We start from the raw sequence: 23,671 nt of genomic DNA on the forward strand, positions 1-23,671 counted from the left end.
ACCTCACCGACCTCCGGTGCCCCTCGGTGCCGTCGCGCCCGCACGCCGGATCCCGGCGCCCGGGGTGGTGCCCGTCAGACGTCCGTCGGCGAGTACCGGCACGCCCGCCACCACGACGTCGTCCGTCCCCACAGCCGTGGCCGTCGGGTCGTCGTAGGTCGACCGCGCCGCCACCCGCTCGGGATCGACCACCGCGAGGTCGGCGACCGCCCCCGGACGCACGACCCCGCGGTCGCCGAGCCGCAGGTGCTCGACGGCGGTGGTCGACAGGTGCCGCTGGGCCTCCGGCCACGACAGCAGCCCGGCACGCACGAAGTCGCCGAGGTACCGCGCCACGGTGCCGGTGGCCCGCGGGTGCGGGTGCGTGCCGACGTGGATGCCGTCCGACCCCGCGGTGTGCCCGGGGTGCCGGACGAGCGGTGCGAGGTCGGCGGGGGAGCGCGGGTGCGGGACCCGCATGATCGCGGTCACCTGCAGGTCGGAGGCGACGAGCAGGTCGATCGCCAGGGACACGGGGTCGGTGCGCCGCGCGGCGGCGGCGTCGGTCAGGGTGCGGCCCTGCAGGTCGTGGTGCGCCGGGGAGGGCACGTGCGAGAGCGTGACCTGGTCCGCCCAGCCCGGTCCGAGGTCCGGGCGTGCGGTGACCCGGTCGAGCACGGCGGTGCGGACCCGGCGGCGTCCGGCGACGTCGGCGACCGCGCGGGCGAGGTCGTCGGTGCCGGGGCGCGCGAGTGCAGCGGGGAGCAGCAGCATCGACAGGATCGTGCACCCGCGGGAGTACGGGTACGCGTCGAAGGTCAGCCGTACCCCCGCGGCCGCCAGGTCCTCGAGCACGCCGAGGGCCGTGTCGACCGGAGCGTGCAGGTGCGACACGTGCGCACGGACCCCGCTCGACCGGACGATCTCGGCGACCTCCTCGAGCCCGACGCGGAGGTTCGCCTCGTACCCGCCGCGGACGTGCGACACGTAGATCCCGTCGACGGCGGCGACCTCCGCGCAGAGCGCCGCGAGCTCGGCGGTGTCGGCGTACAGCCCCGGCACGTAGTCGAGCCCGGTGGCGAGCCCGAGCGCTCCCTCGGCGAGCCCGCGGCGGACGAGCGCGCGCATCGCCGCGGTCTCCTCGGCGGTCGCGGGTCGGTCCTCGTCGCCCAGCACCTCGTGCCGGATCGTCCCGGCGGGCACCAGGGTCGCGACGTTCAGCGGCGTGGTGCCGTCGTACGTCGCCAGCAGGCCGGCGGTGCCGCCGCCGCGGTACCGGGGGTGCGGGCCGTCGATCGCCGCGAAGTACCGGCCCGCCCACCTGCCGTCGCCGGGGGCCGGGCCGACGCCGTCCTGGCCGGTGACGATCGACGTGACGCCCTGACGGAGCAGCGCGAGCTGGACGTCCTCGTCGAAGACCCGGGACCCGGCGTGCGAGTGCGCGTCGACGGCCCCGGGGAGGACCGTGCGGCCACCGCAGTCGATCGTGCCGGCGTCGTCCGGCACGGGGAGCGTCGCACCGACCGCCGTGATCCGACCGCGTTCCACGAGCACGTCCGCGCGGGTGGGGCCGTCCCGGTCGACGACGGACCCGCCGCGGAGCACGAGCGGCGCACCGGTCTCCGCGGTGGTGGTCACCGGGCGAGCCCCGCGACGAGCCGCTCCGCGCGGGACCGCAGCGCGACCGTGTCCCCGGTACCCAGGGCGTCACCGACCAGGGGGGATCCGAGTCCGACCGCCACCGCACCGGCTGCCAGGTAGTCGGCAGCATCGTCGATCCCGATGCCGCCGGTCGGGACCACGTCGACGAAGTCGAGCGGGGCGAGCACCTGCCGCAGGTACGCGGGGCCGCCGAGCTGTGCCGCCGGGAACACCTTCACCGCCCGGGCGCCGAGCCGCCACGCCCGCACGATCTCGGTCGGCGTCGCTGCCCCCGGGTACCAGCCGAGGCCCCGCTCGTGGGCACGCTCGCCGATCGCGGGGTCGAGGTGCGGGCTGACGACGAAGGACGCCCCCAGGTCGGCGGCGTCGTCGACCTGTTCCGGGTCGAGGACCGTGCCCACCCCGACGGAGACGCCGTCGCCGAACCGTCGCGCGGTCCACGCGGTGCCCTCACGCCAGCGCGGGGTGTTCGTGGTGAGCTCGACCGCGCGGACGCCGGCGCCCACCAGGGTGTCGACGACCGCCTCGACGTGCTCGCCCGTGCCGCCGCGGAGGATCGCGACGGCCGGACCCGCGCCGTGCCGGGTGCCGTGGTCCGGCACCGACGGGCTGTCGCCGGTGGACGTGTGGTGGGTGCTCACGGTGTGGCTCCTCGGATCGGTCGGGCGGGTTCGTGCCGGACGGGTGGTGGTCGCGGTCAGCGGTCGACGCGGTCGTGCACCGCGGTGTCGACAGCGGCTGCTCGGGGGCCGGCCGGGTCTGACGGGTCCGACGGGTCTGACTGGTCCGACGGGTCGGACGGGTCCGACGCGTCGGCGGTGAGCGTGTCGGTGCTCGCGCCGGGGACCGGCAACCGCCAGTCGCCCGGGACGGTGCAGGCGAGCGCTCCGGCGTCGGCGGCCCGGTCGAGCGCGGTGTCCGCGTCGGCCCCCGTGAGCGTCGCCGCGAGCCAGGCCGCCACGAACGCGTCACCGGCGCCGACCGGGTCGACGACGCGCACCGGTGTCGCCGCGCGGCGGGTCGTCCGCCCGTCCACGACCGAGACAGCGCCGCGGGAGCCGAGCTTCACCACGGCACGACCACGGGCCAGGTCGGCGAGCCCACGGGCGAGGTCCTCGTCGGACTGCAGCGGGCTCGCCCCGTCGTCCCCGGCACCGTCCGGGTCACCGAGCAGGATGCGGGCCTCGTCGTCGCCGGCGAAGACCACCGCGGCACGGGCGGCGACGGCGCGGTAGTGCTCCCGGGCGACCGCGGCGTCGAGCAGCTTCTGCCGGTGGTTCACGTCGAAGGACACCGGGACCCCGGCGGCCTCGGCGCGGTCGAGCACCGTGGTGACGGTCCGCCGGGCGGACTCCGAGAGCGCGAGCGTGATGCCGCTGACGTGGACGAGCGCCGACCCCTCGACGAGCCCCGCGGGGACGTCCTCCGGTGCGAGTGCCGAGCCGGCGGAGTGTCGACGGTGGTAGGTCACGCGGGTCCGGCCGTCCCGCAGTCGTTCCTTCATCATGAGCCCGGTCGAACGCTCGGGGTCGACGACCGCGGTGACCTCGACCCCGGCCTGCCCGACGTCCCGCAGGACTCGGTCGCCGGCGGGGTCCGCCCCCACGCGTCCGACCCACGTGGCCGGGACACCCGCACGGACCAGCCCGATCGCGACGTTGCTCTCCGCCCCGCCGGTGTCGACGCGCATGTGGTCGAGGTCGCACACCTCGCCGACACCGGGGCCGGCCAGCAGGAGCATCGTCTCGCCGAGGGTGAGGACCCCCGTGCCCGCGCTCACCGGGTCACCCCACCCGGTGCCGTGCGACGCAGGGCGAGCTGTGCCGACGAGGACCCGAGCGCGACCGAGATCTCGAGCGCGGTCCGCACGACACCGTCGCCGAGCTCGCGGACCGCCGCCGCCGGGAAGCGGGACGCCAGCCCCGAGATGCTCATCGCGCCGACGACCTGGTTCGCGTGGTCGAGCACGGGCGCGGCCACGCAGCGGATGCCCGGCTCGTTCTCGCGGTCGTCGATCCCGTACCCGCGCGCCCGGGTGCGGTCGACCTCCTGCCGCCAGCGTCCGTCGTCGGTGATCGACTGGTGGGTCATCGCGGTCGCGGGCACGGCGAGCACCGCGCCGAGGAGCCCGGGGTCGCCGAACGCCACGATCGCCTTGCCGGAGGCGGTGTTCCGCATCGGCAGGCGGTGGCCGATGCGTGACCCCATCCGGACCGTTCCGCGGGTCTCGACCTTGTCGACGTAGACGATGTCCGTGCCGTCCGGCACCACCAGGTGACAGGTCAGGCCGGTCGACTCCGCGGTGCGCCGCATGAACGGCGCCGCTGCGGCGCGCAGGTCGATGCCCTCGAGGTAGCTCTGGCCGAGCAGCAGTGCGCCGAGCCCGAGGGTGAAGCCGGCGTCCGGGGTGCGGCGGAGCAGGTCGGTCTCGACCATCGGCGCGGTCAGGCGCAGCACGGTCGACTTCGCGGTGCCGAGGGCCGTCGCGAGCTCGCCGAGCGACACCGAGGCGGCGCCGTTCCGGGTGCGGTCGGCCACGTGGTCGAGGAGCGTCAGGCCCCGGCGGAGCGACAGTGCGGCGTTGCGCGCGGGCACGGGCGACGGCGGCGACTGCTCGTCGTCGGGCATCAGAACCACGTCGCGATCGTCTCGGTGACGGTGTCGTCGTCCGCGAGCACCTGCACCTGCCGCCACTTGTCGAAGACCGTGCACGGGTGGGAGACCCCGAGCACGACGACGTCGCCGGGCGTCAGCCCGGGCGCCCCGTCATCCAGGGCGAGGTAGCAGTGCTGGTCGTCGAGGCGGGTGACGGTGACCGCCCCGGGTGGTGGGACGACCTGCGGGTCGTGTGCCGTGCCTCCCGGCCGGACGCCGCGCACCACCGGCAGGCCCTCGTCGAACGAGACGTCGCGCTTGCCGACCGCGACCAGCGCGCGGCCCGGCTCCGGGCAGGACGTGACGCGGCCCCACACCTCGATCGCCGGGCGGAGCGAGCCCTCCTCCGGGCGGCGGCCGAACGGCGTGCGCTCGGCGTAGAAGCCGTCGTCGTGCGTGAGGTAGGCGCCCGAGCGCAGGAGCACGTCGACGTCGTCCGGGCGGCCCTGCACGGCGTCGACCACCCCGTCGAACCAGGCGCTGCCGCCCATGCTGAGCAGGGTGCGGCCGGCGACGAGACGACGCACGTCGCTGGCGATCGCGAGGACCTCGGCGACCCAGGCGCGTGCGGTGTCGACGTCGGGCAGGCCCCCCTCGTACCCGGTCACCCCGCGGAGGACGAGACCCGCGTCGTGCGCCGCGACGGCGACCTCGCGCGCCTGCTCGGCCGAGCGCACGCCCGTCCGGCCGCCGGGGAACCCGACCTCGACCAGCACGTGGACGGTGCCGTCGACGGAGCGGGCGGCGCTCGCCGCCGCGGTGACACCGGCGACGGAGTCGACGTTGCAGAGCACGTCGGCGTCGGGGTCGACGCTCCGGCGGGAGGCGAGCCAGGCGAGGCCGGCGGGGTCGAGGACCTCGTTGGCGACGAGGATCCGGTGCACGCCGTGTGCCCACGCGACCATGGCCTGCTGGACGGAGGCGACCGTGACGCCCCAGGCGCCGGCACGGACCTGGCGGTCGGCGAGGGCCGGGGCCATGTGCGTCTTCATGTGCGGGGCGAGCAGCAGCCCGTGGCGGTCGACGTACGACTGCATGACGGCGGTGTTGTGGGCGAGGGCGGACTCGCGGAGCGTCATCACCGGGAGGTGCGCGTGGTCGAGGACGTGCCGGCCGAGGACGGGGGCGGCGGGGTCGGCCGCGCCCTTCGTCGTGACGGTGCCGGGCGGGCGGACGGGGTGCCCTGCTGCTGCGGGGGTGGTCGTCATCGGTCCTCCTGCGTCGTGCGGTGTGCTCCTGGGGCAACGCTCCCGGTGCCGGGTCCACCGGGCAACGTCCTCGTCCCGCCCATTCTGCGGTGCAGAACGGTGATACGCCCCCGGCGCCTGCCGGCTGCGTCGGGCAGAAACCGAGCGGGCATAGCATTCGACGTGATGACGACGATGACGACGACACGACGACGGGGGAGCACGGCGGTGGCCGTGCTCGTCGCGGGCACCTTCTTCATGGAGCTCCTGGACGGCACGATCCTCGCGACCGCAGCCCCGGCGATGGGCCGCGACCTCGGCGTCGACTCCGCCGCGATCGGTGTCGCGATCACCGCCTACCTCGTCACGCTCGCGGTGTTCATCCCGGTCAGCGGCTGGCTCACCGACCGGGTCGGCTCCCGCACGGTCTTCACCGGCGCGATCGCGCTCTTCACGGTGGCCTCCGCCCTGTGCGCGGCGTCGGAGGGGCTCGTCGAGCTGACGCTCTGGCGGATCCTGCAGGGGCTCGGCGGAGCACTCATGGTGCCCGTCGGACGGCTCGTCGTCCTGCGGAGTGCCGGACGCGAACAGCTCGTCACCGCCATCGCGATCCTCACCTGGCCCGCACTCGCGGCACCGATCATCGCCCCGTTCGTCGGCGGCGTGCTCGTCGACACCCTCAGCTGGCACTGGATCTTCCTCGTCAACATCCCGCTCGGGGTGATCGCCTTCGTCGCCGCACTGGTCCTCGTGCCGCAGGAGCGCGCTCCGGAACGCGTCCCGTTCGACTGGCGTGGGTCGCTGCTCGCCTGCCTCGGACTCGGCTCGCTCGTGGTGATGGCGTCCCTGCTCGCACTCGAGGAGATCCCCCTGGTCGCGGTCGTCGTGTCGGGCGTGGTCGGGGGCGTCTGCTGCTGGCTCGCCGTGCGGCACTTCCGTCGGGCCCCGCACCCGATCATGGGCCTCGGGTCGTTCCGGCTCGAGACCTTCCGCGTCTCGCACGCCGGGGGCAGCCTGTTCCGGCTCGCCGTGTCGGCCGTGCCGTTCGTGCTGCCGCTGCTCTTCCAGGACGCCTGGGGCTGGAGCGCGGTGCTCGCCGGGTCCGCGGTGCTGTGGGTCTTCGTCGGCAACCTCGGGATCAAGCCGATGACCACGCCGTTCCTCCGCTGGTTCGGCTACCGGCCGGTGATCGTCGTGTCGAGCGCGATCGCAGCGCTGAGCGTCGTCGCGATGGTGTTCCTGACCGAGGACACCCCGTTCTGGCTGCTCGCCGTGCTGCTCGTGGTGAGCGGCGCCGCGCGGTCGGTCGGCTTCACGGCGTACAACACGATCGCCTTCGCCGACGTCGAGCAGGCGGACATGACGCCGGCGAACACACTCTCGTCGACGCTGCAGCAGGTCGCAGCGGGCTTCGGGGTCGCCGTCGCCGCCGTGGCCATCCGGGCTGCGGCCGGGCTCGGCGGGACCGGGCCCTACGACGTGGCCTTCTGGGTGATCGCCGTGCTCCTCGTGGTGGCCTGTGTCGAGGGTGTCCTGATGAGCCGGACCGCGGGGGACACGGTGCGACCGGCGCGCCGGGTGCGGGCAGCGGCGCGCTGACCGGCGCCGTCCCGCTGTCCGGCGGGGCTGTCGGCCGTCCACTGTCCGTTCGCGACACGGTCACACGATCGGGACCCCGGGTGCGCTACGGTCACAGCAACTGTCCGCGACAGCCGAGTACGGTTGCCGCGGCAGGGTGACCGAGACACCCAGGACGGAAGGCAGCATGGCCGGGCCACAGCAGCAGGGGACGATCGCCGACGACACCGCCGTGCAGCCGACCGAGCTGCGCGTCGTCAGCTACAACCTCCGCGAGCACACCGCCAACAGCGAGCTCGCCGCCCTGGCGGAAGCGTCGCAGGCGGACGTCATCTGCGTGCAGGAGTGCGACAGCAACGACCTCGCGCCGGAGGTCGCCGGGCTGTCGCTCGCCGCCTCCACGAAGGCCAACCGTCTCGGTCTCGCGATCTACAAGCGCGACGACCGCTTCGAGGTGCAGGACTTCAGCATCCACTCGCTGCAGAAGTCGCTGCACGACCGGGTGCTCGCCCCCGCGCACGAACGGCTCATCGCGATGCGGCTCCGCGACACCGAGGCCGAGACGGAGGTCATCGTGGCCTCGTTCCACGCCTCGCCGCTGACGGCCACGAACTCCCTGCGACGCAAGCAGATCGAGGCGGCCCACCAGTTCGTCCGTGAGCTGTCCGACGAGGCTCCGGCGATCATGGTCGGCGACTTCAACTACCCGTGGTTCCAGACGAACCTGCGCCGGAAGATCGAGGAGCACGGCTTCGCGCTGTCGCTGTCGGACCAGCCGACCTACCTGCGCTACCGCAAGTTCACCGGCCACTTCGACTTCGCGACGAGTGTCGGGCTGCACATCGCCGGCGTCGAGACCCTGCCCGCGGGCATCTCCGACCACCGGCCGATCCTGGTCCGCGCGCACTACGAGCACCCCGGCGTCGCGACCGCCGCCGTCGAGGTCCCGGAGACCCCCGCCGCCTGACGCCGCCACGTCGCGGTGCTCGCTGTCCCTCGCCCGCGTTCCGGCACCGTCCCGCCGAACGGGCATGACGTGCCGTGTCCGTCCGTCGAGCGGGCACGTCCGGCCGCCAGCAGCGCCGGGCGTGACGGATCCTGCCCGCTCGCCGTCGGCCGCGCGCAGGTCCGCCGCGCACGGGTCCGCCGAGCACGGAGCCGCGGCCGCCGGGTCCACTCAGCGGGTAGGACATGCCGCGGCTCCGGCGTCGAACGGGTGCGATCGGTCGTCGGCAGCGTCGAGCGTGACGGATCGTGCCCGCCCGACCCGCCCCCGCGGCGGGACGGTACCGCCGACGGACGGGAGGCACGGTGCCAGCTGGCACCGTGCCTCCCGTCCGTCGTCGGTCGCCGGGGCGACCGGTCCGCGCCTCAGCGACGCAGCGTCGCCCGCGCGAGCCGGTTGCCGATGAACTGCCCGAGCTGGACGATCACCACGATCGCCGCCACGGACACGTAGACGATCCACCAGTCGTACCGCTGCGAGCCGTACACGATCGCGTACTCGCCCAGGCCACCGCCACCGATCAGGGCTCCCTGCGCGGTCATGTCGACGATGCCCACGAAGATGAACGTGTAGCCGAGGATGAGCGGTCCGACGCCCTCGGGGATGAGCACCGTCAGCAGGATCGACACGGGGTGGGCCCCGGACGCGCGCGCTGCCTCGACCACGCCCGGGTCGACGGCGAGCAGGTTCTGCTCGACGATCCGGGACACCGCGAAGGACGCCGCGAGCGAGATCGCGAACGTCACCGCGGGGACGCCGATCGTGGTCTGCACGGCGACGCGCGACAGCGGTGCGATCGCGGCCAGGAAGATCACGAACGGGATCGGGCGCACGACGTTCACGAGCACGTTGACGACCGTGTACACCGCCCGGTTGCCGAGCAGGTTGCCCGGACGGGTGGCGTAGAGGACCAACCCGAGCGCGAGGCCGATCACGCCCGCGAAGACGAGGGAGACCAGCGTCATCACGAGGGTGTCGCGGATCGCGGCGAGGAACACGTCGGACGTGTCGATCACGCTCTGGAAGCCGTTGCCGTTCATGCTGCGACCTCCTCGTCGACGGTGACGTGTCCGTCGCGCAGTGCCCCGATCGCGCGGTCGACGGCGGCGGGGTCGTCCGCGGTCAACTCGTAGGTCAGCGACCCGATGCGGCGTTCGCGGATCTCGCCGACGCCGCCGAACACGAGCTCGGCCGACACCCCGGCGATGCGGAAGGCCGCGTCGATCCGGTTCTGCAGGCCGACCTCGTCGGTGATCTGCACCGTGACCAGGCGGCCGCGGTGGTGTTCCCGCAGCCGCGCCAGCTGCTCCGCCGAGGGGCGGTCGTGCAGGGCGGTGCGCACGAAGCGCTGCGCCGCACCGGTCTGCGGCGAGGCGAACACGTCGTAGACGTCGCCGACCTCGACCACGCGGCCGTTCTCCATCACGGCGACCCGGTCGGCGATCCGGCGGACCGCGTCCATCTCGTGCGTGATGACGACGATGGTGACACCGAGCTCGCGGTTCACGCGACGGAGGAGTGCGAGCACCTCGGAGGTGGTGTCCGGGTCGAGGGCGCTCGTGGCCTCGTCGGCGAGGAGCAGCTCGGGGTTCGAGGCGAGCGCGCGGGCGATGCCGACGCGCTGCTTCTGGCCGCCGGACAGCTGCTCGGGGTACGCGTGTGCGCGCTCGAGCAGCCCGACGAAGTCGAGGAGCTCGGCCACACGGCGGTCCCGCTCGGCCTTCGCGACACCCGCGACCTTGAGCGGGTACGCGACGTTGCCGGCGATGGTCCGCGAGCGGAACAGGTTGAACTGCTGGAAGATCATGCCGATCTTCCGGCGGGCCAGGCGGCGTTCCTTCTCCGGGATCGCGGTGAGCTCCCTGCCGCCGACGGTGACCGTGCCGGACGAGGGGAGCTCGAGGGCGTTCACGAGGCGGACGAGGGTGGACTTGCCGGCACCGGAGTACCCGATGACGCCGAGGACCTCTCCCTGGTGCACGTCCAGGGAGACGTCCTCGACGGCCACCACGGTCTCGCCGGTGTCGGCGCGGCGGTAGTGCTTCGAGACGCCGCGGAGTTCGACGAGGGCGGGCACTACTGCTTGGCCGCCTTCGCGTCCTGCTCGACCGTCGCGAGCTCGGCCTGGAGCTTCGTGGCGCTCTCGTCGCGGGCGACGGCCTCGGGCAGGTCCTTGGCGAAGGCCTTCTGCACCGCCGGGTCCTGGAACAGCTTCGCCAGGTCGAGGTAGGTCTTGTTGTCCTTGTCGGCGTCGCGCACCGCGAAGACGTTCACGTAGGGGGCGGCGCTCGCACTGGCCGGGTCGTCCTGGAAGACGATGTCGCTGGTCGGGAGCTTCGCGGCGGTGGCGAAGTTGTTGTTCACGACCGCGGCGGCGACGGAGCCCTGCTGGAGCGCGTTCGCGGTCTGCGAGGCGTCGAGGGGCTGGACGTCGACCTTCGACGACTCGATGTCGGTCGTGGTCGAGAAGGCCGAGCCGCCGTCCTTGAGCTCGAGGAGCTTCGCGGACTGCAGGATGAGGAGCGCGCGCGCCTGGTTGATCGAGTCGTTCGGGATCGCGACCTTCGCACCCTCGGGCAGCTCGCTCGGCTTCGAGTACTGCGTGGCGTACAGCGGCAGCGGGTACACGGCGGTGGAGCCGATCGGCTGCAGGTCGTCGTCCGAGGTGACGTTGTAGTCCGCCAGGTACTGGATGTGCTGGAACTGGTTGATGTCCAGCTGGCCGTCCTTGAGTGCGGGGTTCGGCAGCGAGTAGTCCGAGAAGTTGGTGAGCTCCACCGTCACGCCGAGCTCGTCCTTCGCGAGCTTCGTGTACGTGCTCCAGTAGCCGAGCGACTTGTCGGCGACGCCGATCGTCACGGTCTTCCCGGCGCCGTCACCGGAGGCAGCGCCCTCGGACCCGCCGGAGCGGACGGCCGCCACGACGACGGCGACGACGATCGCGACCACGACGACCGCGGCGGCGATGATCCAGCCGACGGGGCGCCTGCCCTTCGGCTTCTGGGGCAGGACGGGTGCTGCGGACATGGGTGCTCCTCGTGGGGGACGTGCCCGGACGGGTGGGGCGGGGCCGGGCGGGGCGAGCCCGGACGGCGGCGTGCACGGGCGGTGCGTGGGGAGCCGCGGGATGCCGCGGCCAGGTTCCGAGTGTGGCTGCCCGCGGCGCGACACGCACGATCCGTTCCGCCGTGTTACATCCGTGCCGTCCTCCACAGGTGCCGCACGGCGAGCACCGGGCGCTGCGGGGCTTGGTTGACTCGGAGCGTGCGCAGCCTCGAACTCGTCCTCGACCCCGACTCCGATGCCGCCGTGCGCGCCGCGTGGGACGCCCTGACGGCAGCCGACCTGCCGAGCCTCGGCCGGTCGGGGACGAACGACCCGCACGTCACCCTCGCGGCCGGCGACGCGCTGCCGGTCCCGGAGGGGTTCGACGCCGCGGTGCCGACGACGCTCCGGCTCGGTGGCCTCCTGCTGTTCCCCGCCGGCGCCGGGCGGTCCGTGCTCGTCCGTGCCGTCGTCGTGGACCCGGTCCTCGCGGCCTTCCACGCGGCGGTGCACCGGAGGGCACCCGACGCCGTGGAGACCTCGCTGCCCGGCGGCTGGTCGCCGCACGTCACCTTCGCCCGTCGGGTGCGCGACGAGGACCTGCCCGCCGCGGTCGCGACGCTCCGGGCGACCCCGCTGCCGGAGACCCTGACCGTCGGCGGGGTCCGCCACTGGGACGGCGAGACGAAGACGGTCACCCCCGTCGCGTGAGGGGTGGCCCCGGTCGGGAGGCGCGGCTCAGGTCCGCAGCACCCGCTCACCGAACACGGACGCGAACCGCCGCTCCGGGTCGGCCGCCGCCACCAGCCTGCGGAAGTCCGGCAGCCGCGGCCAGAGGGCCTCGACCGCGTCGGCGTCGAGCGAGCTCGTCTTGCCCCAGTGCGGCCGGCCGTCGAACGGCGCGAGCCGAGCTTCGAGGTCCGGCAGCAGCGCCGCGACCGCCTCGGGGTGCTTCCGCCAGGTGAACGCGATGCAGAGGACGTCCTCGCCCTGCGTCGGGCTGAGCCAGGACGGGTCGGCGGCCATCGTGCGGAGCTCGCACACGTGCAGGTGTGGCTGGATGCGGTCGGCGAGCCCGCGGAGGGCCTCCAGTGCGGCGGCAGCGTGCCGCAGCGGGACGAAGTGCTCGCTCTGCACCTCGGACCCGACGCTCGGCACCGCGTCGATCGGGAAGTGCGGCAGCCGGTCCCACCACGGGCCCACGGTGCCGTCGCGAGCGGTGACGTGTCCGTCGGCCAGGCGTCCCGGCAGCCGCGGTGCGCCGAGCAGGGCCTCCGGGACGTCGACGTCGTCGGCGCCGTCCGGCACGCGGGACTTCAGCAGCACCTCGCCGACCTCGTCCCCGAACACCGTGTAGGAGCACACCGAGTAGGCCGCGGCGTGCACGTCGGCCACGTGCGCGACGAACCGGTCCCACGGGATGGGCCCGTACGAGTCCTGGCGCATCCGGTAGGACGGTTCGACGTCCACCTCGACGCGCGTCACGATGCCGAGCAGCCCGAGGTGCAGCACAACCCCGTCGAAGTCGTTCTCGCCGCGACGGACCGTCCGCACGGCGCCGTCCGCCCCGAGGAGCTCGAACGACCGGACGGCGGTGCTCAGCGACCCGAGCGTCGTGCCCGACCCGTGCGTCCCGGTGGCGATCGCGCCGCCGATCGAGATGTGCGGCAGCGAGCCGGTGTTGTGCAGCGCGACCCCCGCGGCGTCGAGTTCCGGCGCGACCACCCCGTAGCGGGTACCGGCACCCATCGAGGCCGTGCCGGCGGCGGCGTCGACGACGAGGTCCGTGGGGAGCCCCGTCAGGTCGAGCAGCACCCCGTGGGTGTCCGCGACGTCGTTGAACGAGTGGCGGGTGCCGAGCCCGTGCACCCGCTGCGACCGGGTGACGACCTCGGCGGCCTCCTCCAGGGTGCGCGGCCGTTCGACCCGTTCGGCCGAGTAGGTGACCGTACCGGACCAGTTGACCTCGCGCGCCGTCGACCGCATGCCGCCCACGATGCCACGCCGTCGTCGACGTGGCATCGCGGACCGTCGGCCGGTCCGGTGGTGTTCCGGGTCAGTGCATCGCGGGGGCGCCAGCGGGGGCGCCCTCGGGCGTCGCCGGGCGGCGGACGAACGCCGAGGTGAGGATGCCGACGAGGGAGATGACGCCGCCCACCAGGAACGCGGTCTGCACGCCCGAGGCGGTCGCGGCGGCGACCCCGGCGGCGTCCGCGTCGGCTCCCGCCGAGGCCGCACCGATCGTCAGGAGCGTGACGAAGAGCGCTGTCCCCGCGGCACCTGCGAGCTGCTGCGTCGTCCCGAGCACCGCGCTGCCGTGCGAGTACAGCTTCGGCGGCAGGCCACCGAGCGCGGCGGTGAAGAGCGGGGTGAAGGTGAGCGCGAGGCCGATGCTCAGCACGACGTGGGCGCCGAGGACGAACCACACGCTGGTGTCGACCCCGACCGTGGAGAGCGCCCAGAGGACGGCACTGATGATGATCGACCCGGGCACGAGGAGCACGCGGGGGCCGCGGCGGTCGTAGATGCGGCCGACGACGGGGGAGAGCAGCCCCATGATCAGGCCGCCGGGCAGGAGCAGGAGCCCAACGGTCAGCACCTCGAGCCCGAGGACGCGCTCGAGGTAGATCGGCAGCAGGATCAGCGTGCCGAACATCGCCATGAAGCTGATGCCCATCGCGACGATCGGGACCGTGAAGCCCTTCGTGCGGAAGGTCCGGAGATCGAGCAGGGCGCTGTCGGTGCGCTGCAGGCGGGTCTGCCGAACGACGAAGAACGCCAGTGCCGCGAAGCCGACGACCAGGGCGAGGACGGGGACGAGCGGCCCGGTCGACCCGGCCTCGCCGAAGCTGGACAGCCCGAAGACGATCCCGCCGAACGCCACGGCGGAGACCACGACCGACAGGGCGTCGAGCGGCGCGCGGCGGGGCGTGGTCACGTTGCGGACCTTGAGCACGCCGAGCACGAGCGCGGCGAGGGCGATCGGCAGCACGAACCCGAACAGCCAGCGCCACGAGAACGCGTTGAGGATCAGGCCCGAGATGGTCGGGCCGACGGCGGGCGCCACCGAGATGACGATCGAGATGTTGCCCATGATGCGGCCGCGGTGCGCGGGCTCGACCAGGTTGAGGACGGTCGTCATGAGCAGCGGCATCATGATCGCGGTGCCGCTGGCCTGCACGATGCGGCCGACGAGCAGCACGGGGAAGCCGGGTGCCGCGAGGGCGACGAGCGTGCCGAGACTGAACAGCGCCATCGCCGCGATGAAGACCTGGCGCGTGCTGAAGCGCTGGAGCAGGAACCCGGTGATCGGGATCACCACCGCCATGGTGAGCAGGAAGCCCGTGGTGAGCCACTGCCCGGTGGCCGCCGAGATGTCGAGGTCCTCCATGAGCCGGGGGAGCGCGACACCCATGATCGTCTCGTTGAGGATGACGACGAACGCGGAGACGAGCAACAGCCCGATCACGAGTCTGGTCTCGCCGGCGGAGGGCTGCGAGACGCTCCCGGTGCGCGGGGCGGAATCGACGGCCTGGGTCATGCGGGGCTCCTGGGGAGTGACGGGGGAGTACGGCGGAGAGGACGAGGGCGCGCGGACCGCGCAGACAGGGCAACCGCCTGAACGGATCCGAGTATTCCGCTTCCGTGTGTCGTCCTCGTGAACAGGTCCACCCCGAGCGCGGTCAGCGCAGGATCGCGAACCCGTCGCCGTCGCCGTGCGGGACCACGCTGCGTCGGGCGACCTCGGTGACCGTGGCGGTCGGCGGACCGGTGCGGAGGAACGCCATGAGCGCCTCGACCGCCTCGGACGGCCCCTCGGCCTCGACCTCGACGGTCCCGTCGAACAGGTTCCTGGCGTACCCGTCGAGTTCGAGCCCGTCTGCCTTGCGTGCGGTCCAGTACCGGAAGCCGACCCCCTGCACCGAGCCGGACACCACGGCGTGCACCCTCGTCACCGTCGTCATGGCGCCAATGTAGGCACGTCGGGGACCCGGCACGTTACGGCGCTGTTCCGATTCCGTGAACCGACTGATAGTGTCATTGCAACCCGAACACTTCGAGTCACCATGACACAATCACCTCCCACCAGCATCCGCGTCGCGGTCTCCACCGTGATCGTCGCCCTGCGCCCGCACCCCGACACCGGTGCCCCGGCGCTGTGGATGCCGCTCGTGCGCCGCGTCGCCGATCCGTTCGAGGGGTCGTGGGCGCTGCCCGGTGGCTGGGTCGGCCCGGACGAGGGGCTCGAGGACTCCGCCGCGGCGCGCCTGCGCGAGACGACGAACGTGCAGCCGCGGTACCTCGAGCAGCTGTACGCGTTCGGCGACGTCGACCGTTCGCCGAGCCGCGTGGTGTCGATCGTCTACTGGGCGCTCGTCCACCCCGACGAGGCCGAGTCCGTCCCCGACGACTGGAACGTCCGCTGGTTCCTGGCCGACGAGCACCCCGCACTCGCGTTCGACCACGACCACATCGTCGCCTACGCCCTCTGGCGGCTCCGCAACAAGGTGTCGTACTCGCGGATCGCGCAGGCGTTCCTCGGGGACCGGTTCACCCTCGCCGAGCTGCGCGGGGTGTACGAGGCCGTGCTCGGGCGGACGCTCGACCCCGCGAACTTCCGTCGACAGGTCGCGCAGTCCGACGCCGTCATCGCGACGGACGAGACCACGAGCGGTGACCGGCACCGCCCGGCTCGGCTGTACCGCTCGAACCCCGACCTGGCCTACGCGGACAACGGCCCGCTGCAGCCCGCCCACCCCCGGCAGCACCACCCGCAGAACCGATAGGAACCACAGTGTCCATCGCCACCACGATCGAGCTCATCTCCAACGGCAAGGCCGACGGCAGCACCTGCACCCCCGACCTCGCCGCGCCGACCTGGGACTTCGACAGCCGCCCGGGCTACGGCCCCGGCTCGTCGATGTCCGACGTCACCCCGACCTCCGCACCGCGGCAGGGGCAGCTCCCCGACGAGTACCGGACCGCGAGCGACGCGGAACTCCACGAGCGCATCGAGCGGGCGAAGGCGACGCTGGGGGACCGGGTCGTCGTGCTCGGCCACTTCTACCAGCGTGACGAGGTCGTCCGGCACGCGGACTTCCTCGGCGACTCGTTCCAGCTCGCCAACGCCGCCCTGACCCGGCCCGACGCCGAGGCCATCGTGTTCTGCGGCGTCCACTTCATGGCGGAGACGGCGGACATCCTCGCCCGTGACGACCAGCGTGTGGTCCTGCCGAACCTCGCCGCCGGGTGCTCGATGGCGGACATGGCCGACATCGACAGCGTCGAGGAGGCCTGGGCCGAGCTCGCCGCCGTGTACGGCACCGAGCCCGACGCCGACGGGCGCGTGCCGGTGATCCCCGTCACGTACATGAACTCCGCCGCCGACCTCAAGGCGTTCTGCGGCCGGAACGGTGGGATCGTCTGCACGTCGTCGAACGCGGCGACCGTGCTCGAGTGGGCGTTCGAGCGGGGGCAGCGCGTGCTGTTCTTCCCCGACCAGCACCTCGGTCGGAACACCGCGAAGGCCATGGGGATCAGCACCGACCGCATGCCCATGTGGAACCCGCGGAAGGCGCTCGGCGGCAACGACGCACAGACCCTGCTCGACGCGCAGGTGGTCCTCTGGCACGGGTTCTGCTCGGTGCACCGCCGGTTCACGGTCGAGCAGATCGACCAGGCCCGTCGGGAGGACCCCGGTGTGCAGGTCATCGTGCACCCCGAGTGCCCGATGGCCGTCGTCGATGCCGCGGACGCTGCGGGCAGCACCGACCTCATCCGCCGGACCGTCGCCGCCGCCACCGAACCGACCTCGTTCGCGATCGGCACCGAGATCAACATGGTGAACCGGCTCGCGGCCGAGTACCCGCAGCACCGGATCACCTGCCTCGACCCCGTCGTCTGCCCCTGCTCGACGATGTACCGGATCCACCCGGGCTACCTCGCCTGGGTGCTCGAGGCACTCGTCCGCGGCGAGGTCCTCAACGAGATCACGGTGCCCGCCGACGTGCAGGCCGACGCCCGGGTCGCGCTCGAGCGCATGCTCGCCGCGAAGCCCCGCGGCTGACGGCCCCGCGCGAGGACACCGGGGACCGCACCGTGCACGTCGTCATCGTCGGGTCCGGCATCGCCGGGCTCACCGCCGCGATCCGCGCCAGCGCCCGCCACGACGTCACCCTGGTGACGAAGGGCGGGCTCGCCGACGGCGCCACCGCCGCTGCCCAGGGCGGGATCGCCGTCGCGCTCGGCGCCGACGACACCGTCGCGCTGCACGAGCACGACACCCACGTCGCGGCCGTCGGTGGGGCCGATGCGCGCGCCGTCGCGCTGCTCTGCGCCGACGGGCCCGCCCGGGTGCGGGACCTGCTCGCGCTGGGCGTCCCGTTCGACCGGACGTCGGACCCCGCGTCCCTCGACCGCCACGGCGACGACCTGGCACGCGGGCGCGAGGCCGCGCACGGTCGCTGGCGCGTCCTGCACGCCGACGGCGACGCCACGGGCGCCGCGGTCGAGCGCACGCTCGTCGCCGCCCTGCACCGGCAGCACGTCACGGTCCTGGAGCGCACCTGCCTCACCGACCTGGTCGTCCGGGACGGAGCGGTGGTCGGTGTGGACGTGCTCGACCTGCTCGGCGAGCCCCGACGCATCGAAGCGGACACGGTCGTGCTCGCCTCCGGGGGCGCCGGCCACCTGTACCGCGAGACGACCAACCCGCTGGTCGCGACCGGCGACGGCGTCGCAGCGGCCTGGCGGGCGGGGGCCGTCCTCGCCGACCTGGAGTTCGTCCAGTTCCACCCGACCCGGCTGGCCGTGCCCGACGGTGGGCTCGTCTCCGAGGCGGTCCGCGGCGAGGGTGCCGTCCTGCGCGACGCCGCCGGACGACGCTTCATGAGCGCCGTGCACCCGGACGCCGAGCTGGCGCCGCGCGACGTGGTCGCCCGCGGCATCGCGGCCGCCGTCCGCGACCAGGGCGGCGCCCCCGTGCTCCTCGACGCCACGGGGCTCGGCGCGGACCGGCTCGTCGCACGCTTCCCCGGCCTCACCCGCGCGACCCGCGCGGCCGGCTTCGACTGGACGCGGGAGGGCGTGCCGGTCGCCCCGGCGGCGCACTACGCGATGGGCGGGATCGCCACCGACAGCGAGGGGCGCACCAGCCTCCCCGGACTACTCGCCGTCGGCGAGGCCGCATGCACCGGCGTCCACGGCGCGAACCGACTCGCGTCGAACTCCCTGCTCGAGGGGCTCGTCTTCGGCGTGCGGACCGCCGACGCGATCGGTGCCCCACGACCCGCGCAGCTGCGCCTGCGCGGCGACGCGGCCCTGCCCGTGCGCACCGTGCCCGACGACCAGGTGGGCACGGAGGCGGAGCCGCACCGTGCCTCCCGGCCGGACGGAGGGGTGCCGGGATCGACGCCGTACGGGACGGACCGCAGCGGACGGCCTGGAGGCACCGCCCACCCGGACCGTGCCACCGACCTCCGGCAGGCGGTCCAGACCGAGATGACGGAGCGGGTCGGCCTGCTCCGGGACGCGGACGGACTCGCCGCCGCACGTCGCGCGCTCGCTGCGCTCCGGTCGCCGGTGGCGCGCACCGTGCGGGACCACGAGGACCGCGCCCTGCTCGACCTGGCGCGGGTCACCGCGCTCGCGGCGGCTTCCCGGACCGAGTCGCGCGGGGCGCACGCGCGCACCGACCACCCGGAGACCGATCCCTCCGTGCCGGTGTCGACCGGGTGGGTCCGCGCCGTCCGGCGCGGCAGCGCCCCGACCTCCGTCCCGACCAGCAGCACCGCGCAGTCCAGCAGCACCGCGCCCGTCCAGCAGGGAGTCCCCGCATGACCACCACCACCGCAGTCGACCCCGGGACGATCCCGCCGCACGCCCTGCGTCGCGTGATCGAGACGGCGCTCGAGGAGGACGCTCCGTGGGGTGACGTCACGAGCGAGACGCTCATCCCCGTCGACGCCCGCGCGATCGCGACCATGGCCGCCCGCGAACCCGGCGTGCTGTCGGGCGGCGCGGTGTTCGCCGCCGTGATGCACGCCGTCGACCCCACGGTGCGCACGGAGCTGCACCTGGCCGACGGCGAGCCCTTCGACGCCGGACAGGTCCTCGCCACGGTGCACGGCCCTGCGCGCTCGGTCCTGCGCGCCGAGCGGGTCGGGCTCAACCTGGTGCAGCGGATGTCCGGCATCGCGACCGTCACCGCGCGGTACGTCGCGGCCGTCTCGGGGACGGGCGCACGGATCGTCGACACCCGCAAGACCACTCCGGGCCTCCGGGCCGTCGAGCGGTACGCCGTGCGCTGCGGCGGTGGCCACAACCACCGGAACTCGCTGTCCGACGCCGTCCTCGCCAAGGACAACCACCTGGCCGTGCTGCTCGCCGGCGGCACCGCGATCGGCGACGCCGTCCGCGGAGCCCGTGGTCGGCTCGGGCACACGGTCCACCTGGAGGTCGAGGTCGACCGGCTCGACCAGGTCGAACCCGTCGTCGCGGCCGGTGTCGACACGATCATGCTCGACAACTTCACGCCGGAGCAGCTCGTCGAGGGCGTGCGGCTGGTCGCGGGCCGTGCGCTCGTCGAGGCCTCCGGCGGGGTCGCGCTCGACACGGTGGGCGCCATCGCGCGCACCGGGGTCGACGTCGTCTCCGTCGGCGCACTCACCCACTCGGCGCGGGCGCTCGACCTCGGGCTCGACGTCGACGTGACCGGCGGCTGACCCGGTGTTCTACCTCGACCGCGCCGCGACCACGCCGGTCCGCCGCGAGGTGCTCGAGGCGATGTGGCCGTACCTCACCGGCGTCTTCGGCAACCCGTCGTCCACGCACGGGGTGGGGGAGGCGGCGGCCCGGGGACTCGCCGACGCCCGGGCGACGATCGCCCGGTTCCTCGGGTGCCGTCCGGGCGAGGTCGTCCTCACCACCGGCGGCACCGAGGGTGCGAACACCGCGGTCAAGGGCATCGCGCTCGCGGCACCCCGGGGCCGGCACGTCGTCACGAGCGCGATCGAGCACGAGGCGGTGCTCGAGAGCTGCCGGTACCTGGAGCGCCACCACGGGTTCACCGTCACGCTCGTGCCGGTCGAACGCGACGGGACCGTGACGCCCGAGGCGCTCGCGCGGGTCGTCCGTCCGGACACCACGCTCGTCTCGGTGGCACACGCCGACAACGAGGTCGGCACCGTGCAGGACGTCCCGGCCCTCGCGGCGGTCGCGCACCGCGTCGGCGCCCGGTTCCACACCGACGCCGTGCAGAGCGCACCGTGGCTGCCCCTCGGGCTCGACCGGCTCGGCGTCGACGCGCTGTCGTTCTCCGGGCACAAGCTCGGCGCCCCGAAGGGCACCGGCGCACTGGCGGTCCGGGGTGGGGTACCGCTCGAGCCGCTGCTGCACGGCGGGGGACAGGAGCGGGGGAGACGGTCGGGGACCGAGGACGTCGCGGGCGCGGTCGCCCTCGCCACCGCGGTGTCGCTCGTCGAGGGCACCCGGGACGCCGCTGCCGCCCGTGCGACCGTGACCCGGGACGCCGTGGTCGAGGGCGTGCTGGCGTCGGTGCTCGGTGCCGTGCTGACCGGGGCGGCGCCGGTCGGGTCGGCGCAGGGCGGGGCGGGTCGGCTCCCGGGGCACGCGTCGTTCTGCTTCCCGGCGGTGCCGGGTGGTCCGCCGGCGGTCAACGGCGAGACCGTGCTGCTCGAACTCGAGGAGCGCGACGTCGTGACCTCCTCCGGGAGCGCCTGTGCCGCGGGGAGCACCGAGGCCTCCCACGTCCTCACCGCCCTCGGACTGTCGGAGGACACCGCGCGCACGGCCCTGCGACTGACGTTCGACGACGGGCTCACGGACGAGGACGTGGCCGTCGTCGTGCGGGCGGTCGCCGAATCGGTCGCCGCGGTCCGGCGCCTGAGCTGAGTGTACTAGACGTTCTACTCCATAGTTGGGGGTGATGTCCCCCCTTCTGCGGACAGCGATCGTCCGTCACGATGGAGCCATGGCGAACGCGATCACCACCCGGGACCGACAGGAGGTCCCCTTCCGTGCGGTCCAGCTCCTGCCGGCACCCGCGACCGTGGTCGCCATCGCACTCGCTGCGCAGCACGACCTCGGCACCGCCCCGCTCGGCGCCGTCGCGACCGTGGGGGCACTCGCCACCGTCGTGAGCGCCCTGCTCCCGACGGTCGGCACCGCGGCACTCCGTCGGGCCATGCCCGCCCCCAGCGAGACGGACCGGTACCGAGGAGACACCGAACACCTCTGAGGAACCCACCCGAGGCCAGCACCGCGCGGTCCCGTCACCCCGGGGCCCGCGGTGCCCATGACCGGACGCAGCACCCCTGACCGCGTCCGGCGCCGGACACGACATCCCCTGTCGTCGTGCCCGAGCGGCCGCCGCGCCCGTCGTGGACGCGGCGCCGGACCCTGACCGGCGCCGCACCCCCTGTCAGTCCACGACGGGTCGCGGTGGCGTCGAACGGCCGCGCGGCTCCCGTCCCGCCGTCGAGCGGCCGACCGGTCGTCGTGCCCGGGGGGGTGAGCGTGCCGGTGGATCAGCGTGCCGGTCGATCGGGGCGTCGGCGGATCAGCGCGTCGGCGGTCCAACGCGCTCGCGTGTCAGCGTGTCAGCGTGCCGGCGGCTCGGGGACGCCCGGCCAGACGTAGTCCAGGTCGTCGGGCACGTCGGGGAACAACGGTCGGTAGTGCTCCGGCGCCTTCTGCACGAGCTTCGACCGGTGCGACGCGTGCACCGCCGGGTCGGCGTTCCACGCGGGCACCGCGAAGTCGCCGCGCTCGTACGCGACCAGGTCCTCGGGGACCAGCCCGAGGTCGGCCAGGGTCTTCTCCAGGCAGGTGTCGGCGTGCCCGCGCTCGAGCCACACCCGGCACGTCGCGTCCTGGTAGGCCATCAGCGCCGGGCGGTACCCGCGCCACATGGCGACGACGGGGTGGTGCTGCCAGCCGTAGTCCGGCAGGGTCAACGCCCGCATCACCTGCAGGGTCTCGACGCGCTGCTTGCCGAGTCGCTTGTCGTCGAGGACCTCGGCCGAGGCGCGGAAGTCGGCGTACGGCAGGAACGTCTGCATCACCCGGACGGTACCCGCGCGTGCTGGTGGGCGACACAAGTCGTCACACCCGGACGGGCCCTCGGACGACGTGTGAGCATCGACCGCATGGACGGAGCACTCGTCGTCGGCGTCAGCGGCAGCCCATCGGACCCCTCGCGCACCTCGACCCTGGTCGGGGCGACCGTGGCGCGCATGGCTGAGGACCTGCCGGACGCCCGGACCGCACAGGTCGAGATCGGACCCCTGCTCGCGGACCTCGGTGCCGCGCCCTCCCGCGAGGCGATGTCGGACCGCACCCGGCGAGCGCTCGAGACCGTCGAGGCAGCGGACGTGCTCGTCGTCGGCAGCCCGGCGTTCCGGGCCGCCTACTCCGGTGCCTTCAAGCTCTTCTTCGACTGGGTGGGGCAGTACGACCTCGTCGACACCCCGGTGCTCCTGACCGCCACGGGCGGCAGCGACCGGCACGCACTGCTCGTCGAGCACCAGATGCGGCCGCTGTTCGGCTTCTTCCAGTCGACGACCCTGCCGCTCGGCGTGTTCGGGAACGAGCGCGACTTCACCAAGCGCGAGGGCGGGTACGACATCGCCAGCGTCGACCTCGAGCTGCGCATCGACCAGGCGGTCCGGCGCGCGCTGCCGATCGTCCGCGGAGGGTTCGCCGCCGTCGGCGCCGACGACGTCCGCCGTCCCGCCGACTTCTAGTCGCCGCCCGCCCGCCGCTCGCGGTCGCACGACGCGCCGCCGGTCGCGCCGCCGAGCGGGCACGACACGCCGCGCGTCGTCCGCCGAGGGGGCGATGTAGTCACGGTCGAGCGCGACCGTGACGTACATCGCCCGCTCGGAACCTCACCGGGACGGGACGGGACGGGACGGACGGGACGTCTGGACGCGGGGCGGACGGGAGGCGCGTGGCGGGCGGGTGCCGCGCCTCCAGGCCGTCAGTCGGTCGGGTCGGCCACCAGCGACGCGACGTGGGCGACCGCCAGGCGGTAGCCGTCGGCGCCCGCACCGGCGATGACCGCGGTCGCCGCGGTCGCGACGTGGTCGACGTGCCGGAACGGCTCGCGCTTCCACGTGTTCGAGAGGTGCACCTCGACGACCGGGACGCTCAGCGCCTCGACCGCGTCATGCAGCGCGACCGAGGTGTGCGCGTAGGCGGCGGGGTTGACGACCACCGCGACGAAGTCGTCGAGCGCCTCGTGCAGCCACTCGACGAGCTCGCCCTCGCGGTTGGTCTGCCGGAAGTCCGCCTCGAGCTCGTGGACCGCCGCCTCCGTGTGCACGATCGCCTCGAGCTCGGCGAGCGTCACGGTGCCGTACTGTGCCGGGTCGCGACGCCCGAGGATGTCGAGGTTCGGCCCGTTCAGGACGAGGATCCGCCGGGGGCGTGTCGTGGTGTCGGTGACCGGCTCGCTCATGGGGAGAGCCTACCGAGCGACGGGGCTGCGGCCACGGCGACGGATGCGCGAGCTATGTGAACGGTCACATCGCGGTGT

General features: G+C 73.8%; 23 protein-coding genes. 10 read left to right on the plus strand and 13 right to left on the minus strand.

Going from position 1 to position 23,671, the window contains the following annotated elements; translation table 11 throughout:
* Positions 1 to 3: 3 nt before the first annotated feature.
* The 5 genes from J2X59_RS00960 to J2X59_RS00980 are packed head-to-tail and all read right to left on the minus strand — an operon-like array spanning position 4 to position 5,504.
* The gene (locus J2X59_RS00960) at positions 4 to 1,617 is read right to left on the minus strand and encodes an N-acyl-D-amino-acid deacylase family protein (protein WP_326495398.1); all 1,614 of its coding nucleotides are present in this window, start codon (positions 1,615 to 1,617) and stop codon (positions 4 to 6) included.
* A complete protein-coding gene (locus J2X59_RS00965) occupies positions 1,614 to 2,282 on the minus strand; it encodes a bifunctional 4-hydroxy-2-oxoglutarate aldolase/2-dehydro-3-deoxy-phosphogluconate aldolase (RefSeq protein ID WP_209685004.1) in 669 nt (222 codons plus the stop codon). The genes J2X59_RS00960 and J2X59_RS00965 overlap by 4 nt, the downstream gene beginning before the upstream one ends.
* Before the next feature lie 56 nt (positions 2,283 to 2,338).
* On the minus strand, positions 2,339 to 3,421 hold the full coding sequence (locus J2X59_RS00970) for a sugar kinase (protein WP_326495399.1): 1,083 nt from the start codon (positions 3,419 to 3,421) through the stop codon (positions 2,339 to 2,341).
* Complete coding sequence (locus J2X59_RS00975) at positions 3,418 to 4,269, minus strand: IclR family transcriptional regulator (RefSeq protein ID WP_326495571.1); 852 nt, start codon at positions 4,267 to 4,269, stop codon at positions 3,418 to 3,420. Before J2X59_RS00975 ends, J2X59_RS00970 begins: the two co-directional genes overlap by 4 nt.
* Positions 4,269 to 5,504 carry an alanine racemase gene (locus tag J2X59_RS00980; protein ID WP_326495400.1) on the minus strand — a complete coding sequence of 412 codons (1,236 nt, stop codon included), beginning with the start codon at positions 5,502 to 5,504 and terminating at the stop codon, positions 4,269 to 4,271. The genes J2X59_RS00975 and J2X59_RS00980 overlap by 1 nt, the downstream gene beginning before the upstream one ends.
* Positions 5,505 to 5,669: 165 nt before the next feature.
* Between J2X59_RS00980 and J2X59_RS00985 the strand changes: the two genes are divergently transcribed.
* Complete coding sequence (locus J2X59_RS00985; protein ID WP_326495401.1) at positions 5,670 to 7,082, plus strand: MFS transporter; 1,413 nt, start codon at positions 5,670 to 5,672, stop codon at positions 7,080 to 7,082.
* Positions 7,083 to 7,248: 166 nt separating this feature from the next.
* Positions 7,249 to 8,028, plus strand: coding sequence for an endonuclease/exonuclease/phosphatase family protein (locus J2X59_RS00990; protein ID WP_251154580.1), 780 nt, complete (start codon positions 7,249 to 7,251; stop codon positions 8,026 to 8,028).
* A gap of 404 nt (positions 8,029 to 8,432) precedes the next feature.
* Here J2X59_RS00990 and J2X59_RS00995 read toward each other — a convergent pair whose 3' ends face one another.
* The 3 genes from J2X59_RS00995 to J2X59_RS01005 are packed head-to-tail and all read right to left on the minus strand — an operon-like array spanning position 8,433 to position 11,094.
* A complete protein-coding gene (locus J2X59_RS00995; RefSeq protein ID WP_326495402.1) occupies positions 8,433 to 9,107 on the minus strand; it encodes a methionine ABC transporter permease in 675 nt (224 codons plus the stop codon).
* Positions 9,104 to 10,144: a methionine ABC transporter ATP-binding protein gene (locus J2X59_RS01000; RefSeq protein ID WP_326495403.1), complete on the minus strand. Its 1,041-nt coding sequence runs from the start codon at positions 10,142 to 10,144 to the stop codon at positions 9,104 to 9,106. The genes J2X59_RS00995 and J2X59_RS01000 overlap by 4 nt, the downstream gene beginning before the upstream one ends.
* Complete coding sequence (locus J2X59_RS01005; protein WP_326495404.1) at positions 10,144 to 11,094, minus strand: MetQ/NlpA family ABC transporter substrate-binding protein; 951 nt, start codon at positions 11,092 to 11,094, stop codon at positions 10,144 to 10,146. The genes J2X59_RS01000 and J2X59_RS01005 overlap by 1 nt, the downstream gene beginning before the upstream one ends.
* 237 nt (positions 11,095 to 11,331) lie before the next feature.
* Between J2X59_RS01005 and J2X59_RS01010 the strand changes: the two genes are divergently transcribed.
* Positions 11,332 to 11,823 carry a 2'-5' RNA ligase family protein gene (locus J2X59_RS01010; protein ID WP_209685012.1) on the plus strand — a complete coding sequence of 164 codons (492 nt, stop codon included), beginning with the start codon at positions 11,332 to 11,334 and terminating at the stop codon, positions 11,821 to 11,823.
* Between the two features lie 27 nt (positions 11,824 to 11,850).
* Here the strand turns inward: J2X59_RS01010 and J2X59_RS01015 are convergent, their stop codons facing one another.
* The 3 genes from J2X59_RS01015 to J2X59_RS01025 form a co-directional block, all read right to left on the minus strand.
* Positions 11,851 to 13,098 (minus strand): D-arabinono-1,4-lactone oxidase, encoded by a 1,248-nt coding sequence (locus J2X59_RS01015; protein ID WP_326495405.1) that lies wholly within the window; start codon positions 13,096 to 13,098, stop codon positions 11,851 to 11,853.
* A gap of 70 nt (positions 13,099 to 13,168) precedes the next feature.
* Positions 13,169 to 14,653: an MDR family MFS transporter gene (locus J2X59_RS01020; RefSeq protein WP_326495406.1), complete on the minus strand. Its 1,485-nt coding sequence runs from the start codon at positions 14,651 to 14,653 to the stop codon at positions 13,169 to 13,171.
* Positions 14,654 to 14,795: 142 nt separating this feature from the next.
* A complete protein-coding gene (locus J2X59_RS01025) occupies positions 14,796 to 15,077 on the minus strand; it encodes an acylphosphatase (RefSeq protein WP_326495407.1) in 282 nt (93 codons plus the stop codon).
* 102 nt (positions 15,078 to 15,179) lie between these two features.
* Here J2X59_RS01025 and J2X59_RS01030 point away from each other — a divergent pair, with 102 nt between their 5' ends.
* The 6 genes from J2X59_RS01030 (at position 15,180) to J2X59_RS01055 (ending at position 21,370) form a co-directional block, all read left to right on the plus strand.
* Positions 15,180 to 15,899: an NUDIX hydrolase gene (locus J2X59_RS01030; protein ID WP_209685015.1), complete on the plus strand. Its 720-nt coding sequence runs from the start codon at positions 15,180 to 15,182 to the stop codon at positions 15,897 to 15,899.
* Between the two features lie 8 nt (positions 15,900 to 15,907).
* Positions 15,908 to 17,179, plus strand: a complete 1,272-nt coding sequence (nadA, locus tag J2X59_RS01035) for a quinolinate synthase NadA (protein WP_326495408.1) — start codon at positions 15,908 to 15,910, stop codon at positions 17,177 to 17,179.
* A gap of 32 nt (positions 17,180 to 17,211) precedes the next feature.
* On the plus strand, positions 17,212 to 18,951 hold the full coding sequence (locus J2X59_RS01040) for an L-aspartate oxidase (RefSeq protein ID WP_326495409.1): 1,740 nt from the start codon (positions 17,212 to 17,214) through the stop codon (positions 18,949 to 18,951).
* Positions 18,948 to 19,835 (plus strand): carboxylating nicotinate-nucleotide diphosphorylase, encoded by an 888-nt coding sequence (gene nadC, locus J2X59_RS01045; protein ID WP_326495410.1) that lies wholly within the window; start codon positions 18,948 to 18,950, stop codon positions 19,833 to 19,835. Before J2X59_RS01040 ends, nadC begins: the two co-directional genes overlap by 4 nt.
* A 4-nt stretch (positions 19,836 to 19,839) precedes the next feature.
* A complete protein-coding gene (locus J2X59_RS01050; protein WP_326495411.1) occupies positions 19,840 to 21,024 on the plus strand; it encodes a cysteine desulfurase family protein in 1,185 nt (394 codons plus the stop codon).
* Positions 21,025 to 21,103: 79 nt separating this feature from the next.
* Entirely contained in the window at positions 21,104 to 21,370 is a 267-nt protein-coding gene (locus J2X59_RS01055) for a hypothetical protein (RefSeq protein ID WP_326495412.1), read from the plus strand.
* 361 nt (positions 21,371 to 21,731) lie between these two features.
* Here J2X59_RS01055 and J2X59_RS01060 read toward each other — a convergent pair whose 3' ends face one another.
* Complete coding sequence (locus J2X59_RS01060; RefSeq protein ID WP_326495413.1) at positions 21,732 to 22,193, minus strand: MSMEG_6728 family protein; 462 nt, start codon at positions 22,191 to 22,193, stop codon at positions 21,732 to 21,734.
* An 87-nt stretch (positions 22,194 to 22,280) separates the two neighbouring features.
* Between J2X59_RS01060 and J2X59_RS01065 the strand changes: the two genes are divergently transcribed.
* Positions 22,281 to 22,877 (plus strand): NAD(P)H-dependent oxidoreductase, encoded by a 597-nt coding sequence (locus tag J2X59_RS01065; RefSeq protein WP_209685020.1) that lies wholly within the window; start codon positions 22,281 to 22,283, stop codon positions 22,875 to 22,877.
* 236 nt (positions 22,878 to 23,113) lie between these two features.
* Here J2X59_RS01065 and aroQ read toward each other — a convergent pair whose 3' ends face one another.
* Entirely contained in the window at positions 23,114 to 23,593 is a 480-nt protein-coding gene (gene aroQ, locus J2X59_RS01070; RefSeq protein ID WP_326495414.1) for a type II 3-dehydroquinate dehydratase, read from the minus strand.
* Between the last annotated feature and the right edge of the window lie 78 nt (positions 23,594 to 23,671).

The organism is Curtobacterium sp. 260 (genome assembly GCF_030803485.1).
Classification (GTDB): Bacteria; Actinomycetota; Actinomycetes; order Actinomycetales; family Microbacteriaceae; genus Curtobacterium.